The 12648-nt window shown below is 45.9% G+C and carries 12 protein-coding genes; 8 read left to right on the top strand and 4 right to left on the bottom strand.

Features of this window, described 5'->3' with window-relative positions:
• Positions 1-2: 2 nt before the first annotated feature.
• The 3 genes from rplC to rpmE form a co-directional block, all read right to left on the bottom strand.
• Complete coding sequence (rplC, locus tag FKN08_RS13255; RefSeq protein WP_005379555.1) at positions 3-632, bottom strand: 50S ribosomal protein L3; 630 nt, start codon at positions 630-632, stop codon at positions 3-5.
• Between the two features lie 14 nt (positions 633-646).
• Positions 647-958, bottom strand: a complete 312-nt coding sequence (gene rpsJ, locus FKN08_RS13250) for a 30S ribosomal protein S10 (RefSeq protein WP_004410492.1) — start codon at positions 956-958, stop codon at positions 647-649.
• Between the two features lie 455 nt (positions 959-1413).
• Positions 1414-1635, bottom strand: coding sequence for a 50S ribosomal protein L31 (rpmE, locus tag FKN08_RS13245; RefSeq protein WP_005379546.1), 222 nt, complete (start codon positions 1633-1635; stop codon positions 1414-1416).
• Between the two features lie 295 nt (positions 1636-1930).
• Between rpmE and priA the strand changes: the two genes are divergently transcribed.
• The 7 genes from priA to rraA all read left to right on the top strand — a co-directional run bounded on the left by priA (position 1931) and on the right by rraA (position 10733).
• Positions 1931-4132 carry a primosomal protein N' gene (gene priA, locus FKN08_RS13240; protein ID WP_152812848.1) on the top strand — a complete coding sequence of 734 codons (2202 nt, stop codon included), beginning with the start codon at positions 1931-1933 and terminating at the stop codon, positions 4130-4132.
• 304 nt (positions 4133-4436) lie between these two features.
• On the top strand, positions 4437-5465 hold the full coding sequence (gene cytR, locus FKN08_RS13235) for a DNA-binding transcriptional regulator CytR (RefSeq protein ID WP_254901949.1): 1029 nt from the start codon (positions 4437-4439) through the stop codon (positions 5463-5465).
• Between the two features lie 224 nt (positions 5466-5689).
• Positions 5690-6238: a cell division protein FtsN gene (gene ftsN / locus FKN08_RS13230; RefSeq protein WP_017820300.1), complete on the top strand. Its 549-nt coding sequence runs from the start codon at positions 5690-5692 to the stop codon at positions 6236-6238.
• A 115-nt stretch (positions 6239-6353) separates the two neighbouring features.
• Positions 6354-6905: an ATP-dependent protease subunit HslV gene (gene hslV, locus FKN08_RS13225; protein WP_005383176.1), complete on the top strand. Its 552-nt coding sequence runs from the start codon at positions 6354-6356 to the stop codon at positions 6903-6905.
• Positions 6906-6928: 23 nt separating this feature from the next.
• Positions 6929-8260, top strand: a complete 1332-nt coding sequence (hslU, locus tag FKN08_RS13220) for an HslU--HslV peptidase ATPase subunit (RefSeq protein WP_170892308.1) — start codon at positions 6929-6931, stop codon at positions 8258-8260.
• A 972-nt stretch (positions 8261-9232) separates the two neighbouring features.
• Positions 9233-10150 (top strand): 1,4-dihydroxy-2-naphthoate polyprenyltransferase, encoded by a 918-nt coding sequence (locus FKN08_RS13215; RefSeq protein ID WP_005383178.1) that lies wholly within the window; start codon positions 9233-9235, stop codon positions 10148-10150.
• A 76-nt stretch (positions 10151-10226) separates the two neighbouring features.
• Positions 10227-10733: a ribonuclease E activity regulator RraA gene (gene rraA / locus FKN08_RS13210; RefSeq protein WP_005397954.1), complete on the top strand. Its 507-nt coding sequence runs from the start codon at positions 10227-10229 to the stop codon at positions 10731-10733.
• A gap of 135 nt (positions 10734-10868) precedes the next feature.
• On the opposite strand, the gene zapB is transcribed toward rraA, so the two are convergent.
• The gene (gene zapB / locus FKN08_RS13205) at positions 10869-11111 is read right to left on the bottom strand and encodes a cell division protein ZapB (RefSeq protein WP_005379536.1); all 243 of its coding nucleotides are present in this window, start codon (positions 11109-11111) and stop codon (positions 10869-10871) included.
• A 348-nt stretch (positions 11112-11459) separates the two neighbouring features.
• Between zapB and glpX the strand changes: the two genes are divergently transcribed.
• Complete coding sequence (glpX, locus tag FKN08_RS13200; RefSeq protein WP_005383180.1) at positions 11460-12467, top strand: class II fructose-bisphosphatase; 1008 nt, start codon at positions 11460-11462, stop codon at positions 12465-12467.
• Positions 12468-12648: the final 181 nt, after the last annotated feature.

Raw genomic sequence — 12648 nt, 5'->3', positions numbered from 1 at the left:
CGTTATGCTTTAACAGCTGGTTTAACGATCACGTTGCCGCCAGTTGCGCCTGGGACTGCACCTTTAATAAGAAGCAGGTTGCGCTCAGCGTCAACACGTACGATCTCTAGGTTTTGAGTCGTTACACGCTCAGCACCCATGTGACCTGCCATTTTCTTGCCTTTAAATACGCGACCTGGAGTCTGACATTGACCGATAGAACCAGGAGCACGGTGAGACAATGAGTTACCGTGAGTCATATCTTGAGTACGGAAGTTCCAACGCTTAACAGCGCCTTGGAAACCTTTACCCTTAGATGTACCAGTAACGTCTACTTTCTTAGTTTCGTTGAATAGTTCAACAGTTAGTTCTGAACCAACTTCGAACTCTTCGCCGTTTTCTAAACGGAATTCCCAAAGACCGCGACCAGCTTCAACGCCAGCTTTAGCAAAGTGACCTGCTTCAGCTTTGTTTACGCGGTTAGCTTTCTTAGAACCAGCTGTAACCTGGATTGCTGCGTAGCCGTCAGTTTCAAGAGTTTTCACTTGAGAAACACGGTTAGCTTCAACCTCAACAACAGTTACTGGGATAGAAACGCCTTCTTCAGTAAATACGCGGGTCATGCCCACTTTACGACCGATTAGACCAATCATACTTCTAATCTCCCTTAACCTAGGCTAATTTGAACGTCAACGCCCGCAGCAAGGTCTAGACGCATTAGAGCATCAACAGTCTTGTCTGTTGGCTCAACGATGTCGATTAGACGCTTGTGAGTACGGATTTCGTACTGGTCACGTGCTTTCTTGTTAACGTGTGGAGAGATAAGAACTGTGAAACGCTCTTTACGAGTTGGCAGTGGGATTGGACCACGAACCTGTGCGCCAGTGCGCTTAGCTGTTTCAACGATTTCCGCTGTAGAAGCATCGATTAGTTTGTAATCGAAAGCTTTTAGGCGGATACGGATACGTTGGTTCTGCATGAGACAGAGCTCCAAATTTAATAAATTACACAAACAATATCGCCACTCAAACTCGTCAAGACGAGAGAATGCCGATTGATTTATGTGAAACCGTAGCATCCAAGATTAGGACGCATTGTCAGTTAATTTTCGATTAACTATCCCTATATGCCAAAGTCACCTTTGAGGATAGTTTTTCCGAAGAAAAGATAGCTAATTGTATTAACCGCGAACATAAGCTGAGTATACATTACCTCACAAATCCTTAGATTTGCTCGCTCCTCACTGCTCATTGGTTCACAACTGGCTTAACCAGTGCGCTGCATTATACAGATCACACTTTAGGTTGCAAGCGCTGAGTGAAAAATAATCGGGAATATTCCAAACCCCATACATTCCTCTTCGCTTGGTAGCCATTAAACAAAAAGGACGCCGAAGCGTCCTTTTCTAAACTGTAATCGTAATAGCGGCTGCTATTATTTCTTACCGCTTGATAGTGCACCGAAACGCTTGTTGAAGCGATCAACACGGCCGCCTGTATCAACGATACGTTGCTTACCAGTGTAGAATGGGTGACACTTGTCACATACGTCTAGGTGGATAGACTCTTTACCTAGAGTAGAGTTGAACTCAAAAGAGTTGCCGCAAGAACAAGTCGCTTTTACTGCTTTGTATTCTGGGTGGATACCAGCTTTCATGGGATAACCTCAATAGTAGGCCGTGTCGCTATACGAATCTAAGCCGCACACCACACGCAATTAATAATAAAATGGGATACCGCATCAACTAATTGCCGAAGCCATATCTCAAGGCGCGATATAGTAAAGAATCACATTGCTCGGATCAACATATTTGGCAACTTTTTCGCCACTTTTTTAGCCAGACTAATCATAGAGGCACGATTCACGCTGAATCACATAGCTTTACTCGAATTTCCATACCGATTTTAATAGACTCTCATTTCCTTTCCCTCTTTTTAATAGCTAAGAATTTATGCGTCCAACCATTGCTAGAGTGGCATTACCCGTTCCGCTCGACAAACAATTTGATTACGCCATTCCGGGGCACCTGTTTCCGATCATTGGTGGACGCGTTTCCGTACCTTTTGGACGCCAAACCTTAGTCGGCATCGTCACCGCAATGGTGAACCACTCCGACTTTCCTAAAGAGCAGCTTAAGCCAATCAAAGCGGTATTAGACTCCCAACCGATATGGCCAGAGACGCTTTATTCTCTGCTAAATTGGTGCAGCCAGTTCTATCAGTACCCTCTAGGTGACACTCTACACAATGCAATGCCTGCCGCGCTGAGGAAAGGCAAACCGGCCGACTTTGCAACGCTACAAGAATGGCAACTGACAGAAGCAGGAAGAAATAAGCTCATGCAAGGGCTTGGGCGTGCCGTAAAACAACAGCGTGCACTCCAAATGATGGTCAACGGCCCAATCTCGCATCAAGAACTCTTGGATCAAGAAGTAAACTCGACCATCTTAAAAAATCTCGAAGAAAAAGGTTGGGTCGAGCGTATCGAGAAAAAGCCGGTTATTACGAAATGGAGTCAAAATGTAGAGTGCACGGTAGAGAAACCAAAGCTTAACCATGAACAAGCACTCGCTATTGCAAGCGTAAATAGCCAAACAGGCTTTGCTTGCTATTTATTAGAGGGGGTAACTGGCTCTGGTAAAACAGAAGTTTACTTAAACCTTATCAAGCCCGTCCTAGAGCAAGGGAAACAGGCATTAGTTTTAGTACCTGAGATCGGTCTAACGCCCCAAACCATCAACCGCTTTAAACATCGATTTAATGTCCCGGTAGATGTGATTCATTCCGGTTTGAATGAAACAGAGCGTTTGAACGCCTGGTTATCGGCTCGCGATAAAGCCGCGGGGATCATCATTGGTACGCGCTCAGCCCTACTGACACCTTTTGCTGATTTGGGGATTATTATCGTTGATGAAGAGCATGACTCCTCTTATAAGCAACAAGACAGCTTGCGTTACCACGCTCGTGATGTTGCTGTCATGCGCGCCCATAAAGAGCAAGTGCCGATTGTCCTTGGCTCAGCGACGCCAGCGTTAGAAACCCTACATAATGCACTGTCTGGTAAATATCACCATTTAACACTCACCCAACGAGCTGGCTCTGCCGTGCCAACCACCAATAAAGTGTTAGATGTAAAAGGTCAGTATTTAGAAAGTGGCTTATCCGCCCAACTGATTGCCGAAATGCGCAAACACTTAAAAATGGGCAATCAGGTTATGTTGTTTCTTAACCGCCGAGGTTTCTCGCCCGCTTTGATGTGCCATGAATGTGGTTGGATTGCAGAATGTAAACGCTGTGATGCGTACTATACGTTCCACCATTACAGCAACGAAATACGCTGCCATCACTGTGGTTCACAACAACCTGTCATTCATCAGTGTCAGGGGTGTGGTTCAACTCAACTGGTTACCGTCGGCGTAGGAACGGAACAGCTCGAACAACAATTGGCTCAGTTGTTTCCAGAATACAAAGCCATTCGCATCGACAGAGACAGCACACGTCGCAAAGGTAGCTTGGAAGATGCCCTTGAGTCGATTCGTAAAGGTGAATACCAAATACTGATAGGCACTCAAATGCTGGCTAAGGGGCACCACTTTCCAAATGTAACGCTCGTAGCTCTTTTGGATGTTGATGGCTCTTTGTATAGTAGTGATTTTCGCGCTTCGGAGCGATTAGCTCAGCTGTTTATTCAGGTCGCAGGTCGTGCTGGCCGAGCAAGTAAACCTGGCGAAGTGATCCTGCAAACTCACCATCCTGAGCACAGCTTGCTGCAAGCCCTACTTCAAAAAGACTATCGTCACTTTGCTATGACAGCTCTGGAAGAACGCAAACTGGCTCAGCTTCCGCCTTATAGTTTCTTGACTCTGTTTAAAGCAGAAGCAAACCAAAGTGAGGTAGTTGAAGACTTCCTGCGTCAGGTTCGCTTTACGTTAGAATCACACCCTCTGTTCGATGATTCCTGCATGGTGTTAGGCCCCACTCCTTCACCTTTGGCCAAGCGGGCTGGTAAATACCGCTGGCAGCTGTTACTTCAAACCCAGCATCGTTCATTGATGCAAAAGTTATTAACCAGTGCCAAACCTGCTATTGAGTTGTTGCCAAATGCCAAGAAAGTTCGCTGGAATTTAGACATAGAGCCACAAGATCTCAGCTAGCAAACGTTTAACTATGTAATGAATTACCATTTAATGTGACGAGCATCACGACGGGATTGCAATTTTTGTTAAACAGACCGTAACTTTCACTTTAGAAATGAATAGACTATCCAAATTAGAAAAGTCTAAAGTGACTTGTTCGCACAGGCTTAGATTAAAACAATGACTATTCCCACAAATTGATGTCGCAGTGAAGAATCCATTTTTCCACTTGTTAACACGAACTGAGCGAAGAGCAAACGCTGCTCTAACTCAGCGTGATTACTATGATTTCAAACCGGAATAACGTCACCTTGGCAAAAAAATAAACGAGAGGTTAAAAACTATGGCGACAATGAAGGATGTTGCCCAGCTTGCGGGAGTGTCTACGGCTACGGTATCTCGAGCATTAATGAACCCAGAAAAAGTATCTTCTTCAACGAGAAAAAGAGTAGAAGATGCCGTACTTGAAGCGGGTTATTCTCCAAACTCATTAGCGCGTAACTTACGTAGAAACGAATCAAAAACCATTGTTACTATCGTTCCCGACATCTGTGATCCTTATTTTTCTGAAATTATTCGCGGTATTGAAGATGCAGCCATGGAACATGGCTATCTAGTCCTGCTGGGTGATAGCGGACAACAGAAGAAACGCGAAAGCTCTTTCGTTAACCTCGTATTTACTAAGCAGGCAGATGGAATGCTACTGCTTGGTACAGATCTACCATTCGATGTCAGTAAGCCAGAGCAAAAGAACTTACCTCCGATGGTAATGGCGTGTGAATTTGCGCCAGAGCTAGAGCTTCCGACAGTACATATTGATAACCTGACCTCTGCATTTGAAGCGGTGAATTACCTGACTCAATTAGGTCATAAACGCATTGCTCAAATCTCTGGACCAGATACAGCAATATTGTGTCAGTTCCGCCAGCAAGGCTACCAACAAGCCCTGCGCCGTGCCGGCATCAATAAAGATCCACAATATAGTGTCATTACTGAGTTCTCTTTTGATGGCGGAGCAAAAGCCGTTCGTAAACTGCTCGAATTGCCAGAACCACCAACGGCTATTTTCTGTCACTGTGACACAATGGCCATCGGCGCAATTCAAGAAGCGAAAAAGCTTGGCTTACGAGTACCGCAAGATCTCTCTGTTGTGGGCTTTGATGACATTAACTTCGCTCAGTACTGCGATCCACCGTTGACCACCATCTCTCAACCTCGCTATGAGATTGGTCGACAAGCGATGCTAATGATGCTCGAGATGTTAAAAGGCCACGACGTGCATTCAGGCTCGCGTCTGCTTGAAACTAATCTCGTCATTCGCGGAAGTGCAGCGCCACCACAGCGCCCTTAACCTAAATATTAGGTATTCATCCCCAAAGCGGTGCTAAGGCGCCGCTTTTTATTTACCCCTCCTGCTTTTTGTATATCCCCGAATAAATATAAGCGAGAACAGAAACACACTCCTACACTCGGGCGTTGTCGCGCTTTAGCTATCAAGATTCTATCAATAGGGTGTTTTCTCAACTCGTTCTGGATTAACATATTTGCAAGAATCCTTGATGACCAGAAATAACCGTGGCAAATAGAGATTATGTAAGACGGGGGCGAGGCGCCCCAAAAAAGTCGACAAAAAAACAGCCGCCGAGAAGAAAAAAACCTTGGCGCAGTGGCCTGCTCGCTATCTTGCTCGTGGGCGGTTTTGGCTATGGTCTTTACCTTTTGAGTAGCGACCCAGAACCTAAACAACCCGTCGTGAAGCAGCCAACAACCACTGTCAGCAAACCAAAGCCGAAAAAAGACTTGCCGCCACCACCAGAAGAAAAATGGGAATATGTTGAGTCACTACCGAAACGTGAAGTTGAAGTTGTGGCCAAAGAAATTGAAGTTTCTAAAATTCCTTACATCATGCAGTGTGGCGCGTACAAAACCCAGGCACAAGCCGAAGAGCGTAAGCTTGCAATCGCGTTCCAAGGGATGTCGAGCAAGATTCGTAAGAAAGAAGGCAGTTCATGGTATCGCGTGGTGCTAGGTCCGTATAAGTTCAAACGTGATGCAGAACGTGACCGTCATAAACTGCAACGCGCGAAAATCGAGCCGTGTGCGATTTGGAAAGAAAATCTTTAAACTCAGGCCCTAGGAGCTAAGATCCTAGGGCCTTTCTTTTTGCCCCCTTGAATCCCCATTTCTCCTCCCCCATATACTGAATTAAATCCAAAGAGAAATAATCAAGAGGTCGACTGTGACTACCATTGTATCTGTACGTCGAAATAATAAAGTCGTCATCGCGGGTGATGGCCAAGTATCTCTAGGCAATACCGTAATGAAAGGTAATGCGCGCAAAGTTCGCCGCCTATACAACAACCAAGTACTAGCGGGCTTTGCCGGCGGTACTGCGGATGCCTTCACCCTTTTTGAGCGCTTCGAAAGCAAACTGCAAATGCACCAAGGTCACCTAACCAAAGCGGCAGTTGAGCTAGCCAAAGACTGGCGTAGCGATCGTGCTTTGCGCAAGCTCGAAGCCTTACTTGCCGTTGCCGACGAAACCGCATCGTTAATCATTACCGGTAATGGTGATGTCGTACAGCCAGAACACGACCTGATTGCGATTGGCTCTGGTGGTGCTTACGCACAAGCTGCAGCAACCGCCCTACTAGAAAACACAGATCTAGATGCTCGTGAGATCGCGGAAAAAGCCCTCAACATCGCGGGTGATATTTGTGTCTTCACCAACCACCACCACACAGTAGAAGAGCTAGACTCAACGGTAGAGCCTGAAAAACCAACCGCGTAATCGTAACGAAGTAAGGAAAGAATATGTCTGAAATGACGCCTCGCGAAATCGTTCATGAATTGAACCGCCACATTATCGGTCAAGAAAAAGCCAAGCGTTCGGTTGCGATTGCACTTCGTAACCGCTGGCGCCGTATGCAGCTTGAAGAAAGCTTGCGCGCCGAAGTGACGCCAAAAAACATTTTGATGATTGGTCCTACTGGTGTTGGTAAGACTGAAATCGCACGCCGCCTCGCAAAACTGGCAAATGCCCCTTTCATCAAAGTTGAAGCGACAAAATTCACCGAAGTGGGTTACGTTGGTAAAGAAGTTGAAACCATCATCCGTGACCTAACAGATGTCGCGGTAAAAATGACGCATCAACAAGCGATGGAAAAAGTAAAATTCCGCGCTGAAGAGCAAGCGGAAGAACGCATTCTTGATGCGCTACTGCCACCAGCACGTGATAGCTGGGGTCAAGCAGAACAAACGGAAGAGTCTTCTCACACTCGCCAGATTTTCCGTAAAAAACTGCGTGAAGGCCAACTAGACGATAAAGAAATTGAAATCGACGTAGCCGCACCACAAATGGGCGTAGAGATCATGGCGCCCCCAGGTATGGAAGAGATGACCAACCAGCTGCAAGGCATGTTCCAAAACCTGGCTGGCGATACTAAGAAAAAGCGTAAGCTGAAAATCAAAGACGCGATGAAAGCGCTAGCGGAAGAAGAAGCAGCGAAATTGGTTAACCAAGAAGAGCTAAAAGAAGCAGCGATTTTCAACGTTGAAAACAACGGCATCGTATTTATCGATGAGATTGACAAGATCTGTAAACGCGGTGAGAGCTCAGGCCCAGACGTTTCACGCGAAGGTGTTCAGCGCGATCTACTTCCATTGATTGAAGGCAGCACGGTATCAACCAAGCACGGCATGGTAAAAACAGACCACATTCTGTTTGTTGCATCTGGTGCATTCCAAGTGGCAAAACCATCTGACTTGATCCCAGAATTGCAAGGTCGTCTACCAATTCGCGTTGAGCTAGAAGCACTAAGCAGCAACGACTTCAAACGCATTCTGACAGAGCCAAAAGCCTCTCTAACAGAGCAGTACGTTGCGTTGATGAAAACGGAAGATGTGGACATCGAGTTCACAGAAGATGGCATCACGCAAATTGCGGAAGCGGCATGGACGGTCAACGAAAGCACAGAAAACATCGGTGCTCGTCGCTTACACACCGTTATGGAACGCTTAATGGATGAAATCTCTTACGACGCGGCGGAGCAATCTGGCGCGAAGTTTGTTATTGATGCCGCTTATGTGAAAGCGCGCCTAGGCGACACGATTGAAGATGAAGATCTAAGCCGCTTTATTCTTTAATCGTAATCTATCCCACCAAAGCCCAGAGCCTTGTTTCTGGGCTTTTTGTTTAGAATGGCGGTGACTTTGACTACGCCTAAATCAAAAGATCTCGTCATTCTAGCGAGCTCAAGCGAGACTAAGAATCTAGTAACAGCACACCCTATTCTTTCCCACTAACCTTAACCACCACACAATCGGATGATAGATTCTGAACCACCTCGTTCCTCGTTATTCAGAATGACGGTTACTTTGACAACAGCTAAATCAAAGGCCTGGTCATTCTAGCGAGCTCAAGCGAGACTAAGAATCTGCTAACAGCAGACGTCTACTCTTCATCTCTCACCTTAACCACCGCACAATCGGATGATAGATTCTGAATCACACTCGTTCCTCGTTGTTCAGAATGACGGTCACTGTGACAACACCTAAATCAAAAGGTCTGGTCATGCTAGCGAGCTCAAGCGAGAGTAGGCGTCTGCTAACAGCAGACGCCTATTCTTTCCAACTCACCTTCACCACTGCACAACCGGACGATAGATTCTGAATCACACTCGTTCCTCGTTGTTCAGAATGACGGTCACTTAAACAACATCTAAATCAAAAGATCTGGTCATTCTAGCGAGCTCAAGCGAGACTAAGAATCTGCTAACAGCAGACGCCTATTCTTTCCAACTCACCTTCACCACTGCACAACCGGACGATAGATTCTGAATCACACTCGTTCCTCGTTGTTCAGAATGACGGTCACTTAAACAACATCTAAATCAAAAGATCTGGTCATTCTAGCGAGCTCCAGCGAGACTAAGAATCTAATAGCAGCGTTCTCCGCACCTTCACTTTCCAAAAAGAGTGCTATTTTATCGCCTCAAATATCGAAACTGCTTTCCTTCTCCTTCACCCTTTGACTTTTAGTTGAGTTGTTTTAGGTCAATAGCGTATCTGCCTCTTTGTGCTTATACTGGGCACATTGGTTACTAGCACGAAATTTCCATGAAACAATCTCTACAGATCTGGCTTGAAGCCGCTCGCCCAAAAACACTACCTCTGGCGTTAGTCTCTATCTTAACGGGTAGCGTGCTCGCCTACTCGGCGGGTCATTTTTCACTGACAATTGCCATCATGGCTTTCGTAACCGCGACGTTGCTGCAAATTCTGTCCAACCTGGCAAACGACTACGGCGATGCCGTTCAAGGTACAGATAACGACAAACGCCTTGGCCCATTACGAGCGATGCAGTCTGGCGCGGTAAGTGCGAAACAAATGAAACAGGCGATTATCTTTAACATCGTTCTGACCGCCATTTCTGGCTTAGTGTTAGTTTTCTATTCACTAAGCTCACTAGAAAGCATTGTCACTTTTATCGGGCTGGGAATTTTGGCCATTCTCGCAGCCATTGCTTATACCATGGGTAGCAAACCATACGGTTACGTGGGGCTTGGCGATATTTCAGTTTTCTTGTTTTTTGGTCTACTCGGCGTATCCGGTACCTATTTCTTGCATACTGGTCACGTAGATACCACGCTATTCTTACCTGCTCTAGGCTGCGGTTTACTCGCCGTTGCAGTACTCAACATCAACAATATGCGTGATATAGAGAACGACCGAGAGTGTGGTAAACGCACGGTCGCAGTACGCTTGGGTCAACGTAAAGCTAAGCAGTACCACTTTATCTTACTTGGCGGAGCTATCCTTGCCTTTGCGGCTTACTTGTTAATTCAAGACAAACCCGTTTGGATTAGCTTGCCATTTTTACTTAGTATTTATTTCGTGGCCGATCATGGTAAAGCGGTTTGGCATACACAAAAGCCCGCTCAGATAGCACCAATGATGCCAGTCATCGTGAAATGCTCTTTAGTCACCAACGTTTTGTTTGCAACAATTGTGGTAGCTCAAACTCTAGTAAGTTAAAAAAGGATTGTCATTGCATTGACTTAATGCCTAGATATACTCAAAGACAACCAATTTCTGTTTAGAAAGGTACGCTATGGAATACAATACCTCAGCACTCTGTGATATCTACCTCGATCAGGTAGATGTGGTTGAACCAATGTTCAGTAATTTTGGCGGTCGCGCTTCATTTGCCGGGCAAATCACCACCATCAAGTGTTTTGAAGATAATTCGTTGATCCGCGAGACATTAGAGCAAGATGGACTTGGTCGCGTTTTGTTAATTGACGGTGGCGGTTCCCTACGTAAAGCCCTTATCGATGCAGAAATCGCAACCATTGCGGAAGAAAACGAGTGGGAAGGCATTGTCGTTTACGGCTGTGTTCGTGAAGTAGATGAACTTGAAGATATGAACTTAGGCATTCAAGCCCTCGCCTCTATTCCTGTTGGAGCGACCAGCCAGGGTATCGGCGAATTAGATGTACCAGTCAACTTTGGCGGCGTCAGCTTCTTACCTGAAGATTATATTTATGCTGATAGCACTGGGATCATCCTGTCGCCTGAGCCATTGAATATTGATTTAGAGTTGGATGAAGAAGAATAACGAGTCTTAGGTACCTAAGTTATAGGACCTTCTCTTGGCTATCAGAATCGAGCTTGTCCCAACGATTTTCAACTTGCCCAAAACACAAACACCCGCTTAACGCGGGTGTTTTTAATTTGGAATGAAGAAGCCGAATTATTCCACTTCGTCCATTTTGCCAAGTAGTGCACGAATGCGCTCTTGCCATTGCGCGTGCTCTTGTTGTGCTTGCTGTGCTTTTTGCTCTAGCTCTTCACGTTGAGAGCGAAGCTCGTTCGCTTCTTCCGCAAGTTTTGCTTTATCTTCTTTCAGCTCTTCGACTTCCATCTGAAGAAGAGTGATTGTGTCAACTGCAGTTTGAATTTTCGATTCTAGTTGTTCTAGTACTTCAAAAGACATCTTGGCCTACCTATTGTTATTCCGTTGGGACGATGCGCGAGCATTCGCTTGCACCTTACCTATGAGGTTCATTCTACTCAGCGTCGCGATGAGAAACACTCACTATATTCGATATTTCGCATCATTCGGTCAAAAAATCGGCGCAATCTCACTAAACGCTGACTTTTCTTATCGCCGAAGCATTTTTGAGCAAGGATTTTGCCTCCCGCCACGCTGAAAATCGCCCTAAGTATTGATCAAATTCAAGTTAGATAAAGTAAAAGCTCCGCAAAAAGGCAAACGTTTACCCTACGTTGTGATAGAATCGCCGCGCAAATTCTTCTTCCCTCTTGCTTACTTGGAGACATCATGAAACGCGATTTAGCTATGGCATTTTCCCGTGTGACTGAAGGTGCAGCTTTGGCTGGTTACAAATGGCTTGGCCGTGGCGATAAAAATGCAGCCGATGGCGCAGCTGTTGAAGTTATGCGCACCCTACTGAACAAAACAGATATCAGTGGTGAAATTGTCATTGGTGAGGGTGAAATCGATGATGCTCCAATGCTATACATTGGTGAGCAAGTTGGTATTGGTGGTGATGAAGTAGATATTGCAGTCGACCCGATTGAAGGGACGCGTATGACGGCAATGGGACAATCAAACGCACTAGCCGTACTTGCCGCAGGTGAGAAAGGCAGCTTTCTTAAAGCGCCAGATATGTACATGGAAAAACTGGTTGTTGGCCCTGGTGCAAAAGGCGTGATTGACTTAGAAAAGCCGTTAAAAGAGAACCTAGAGAACGTAGCAAAAGCCCTGAACAAACCACTTGATACCTTAGTCGTTATTACCCTTGCGAAACCTCGCCACGATGACGTTATTGCAGAAATGCAAGCAATGGGCGTACGTGTCTTTGCGGTGCCTGATGGTGACGTGGCTGCCTCTATTCTGACTTGTATGCCAGACAGTGAAGTGGACATGATGTACTGTATTGGCGGCGCGCCAGAAGGGGTAGTATCAGCAGCGGTAATTCGAGCACTAGACGGTGACATGCACGGTCGCCTGCTTCCTCGTCACGAAGTAAAAGGCGATACTGAAGAAAACCGCATTTACGGCGCAGACGAACTAAAACGCTGCGATGAAATGGGCGTAAAAGCGAATGTTGTCCTCAAAATGGAAGACATGGCCCGTAGCGACAATGTGGTATTCTCAGCAACAGGCATTACTAAAGGTGACTTGCTAGAAGGCATCTCTCGCCAAGGCAATATCGCAACCACAGAAACGCTTCTCGTACGTGGTCGATGCCGTACTATTCGTCGCATTAAGTCGACTCACTACCTAGATCGTAAAGATCCAGAAGTGCGTGATATTATTCTTTAAGCATTGTGTGAGGCTCTCGCTCAATCTGAGTGTGAGCCTTTCTTTCCGCACAACCAAGCAATAGATCCTGAATCACACTCGTTCCTCGTTGTTCAGAATGACGGTCACCACAGCAAGCTCAAAATCAAAAGAGCTCGTCATTCTAGCGAGCTCCAGCGAGACTAAGAATCTAATAACAGCA

This window comes from Vibrio sp. 1-2 (7-a), from assembly GCF_013048515.1.
GTDB classification, from domain to species: Bacteria; Pseudomonadota; Gammaproteobacteria; order Enterobacterales; family Vibrionaceae; genus Vibrio; species Vibrio diabolicus.
Note: the sequence above shows the minus strand (reverse complement) of the source record. Positions and strands in the feature narration are given on the sequence as shown.

Bases quoted from the DNA above. Each gene is read 5' to 3' on its own strand.
- rraA (WP_005397954.1), top strand. From the start codon at position 10,227: ATGGAATACAATACCTCAGCACTCTGTGATATCTACCTCGATCAGGTA.
- rpmE (WP_005379546.1), bottom strand. From the start codon at position 1,635: ATGAAAGCTGGTATCCACCCAGAATACAAAGCAGTAAAAGCGACTTGT.
- glpX (WP_005383180.1), top strand. From the start codon at position 11,460: ATGAAACGCGATTTAGCTATGGCATTTTCCCGTGTGACTGAAGGTGCA.
- rplC (WP_005379555.1), bottom strand. From the start codon at position 632: ATGATTGGTCTAATCGGTCGTAAAGTGGGCATGACCCGCGTATTTACT.
- rpsJ (WP_004410492.1), bottom strand. From the start codon at position 958: ATGCAGAACCAACGTATCCGTATCCGCCTAAAAGCTTTCGATTACAAA.
- hslU (WP_170892308.1), top strand. From the start codon at position 6,929: ATGTCTGAAATGACGCCTCGCGAAATCGTTCATGAATTGAACCGCCAC.
- FKN08_RS13215 (WP_005383178.1), top strand. From the start codon at position 9,233: ATGAAACAATCTCTACAGATCTGGCTTGAAGCCGCTCGCCCAAAAACA.
- zapB (WP_005379536.1), bottom strand. From the start codon at position 11,111: ATGTCTTTTGAAGTACTAGAACAACTAGAATCGAAAATTCAAACTGCA.
- priA (WP_152812848.1), top strand. From the start codon at position 1,931: ATGCGTCCAACCATTGCTAGAGTGGCATTACCCGTTCCGCTCGACAAA.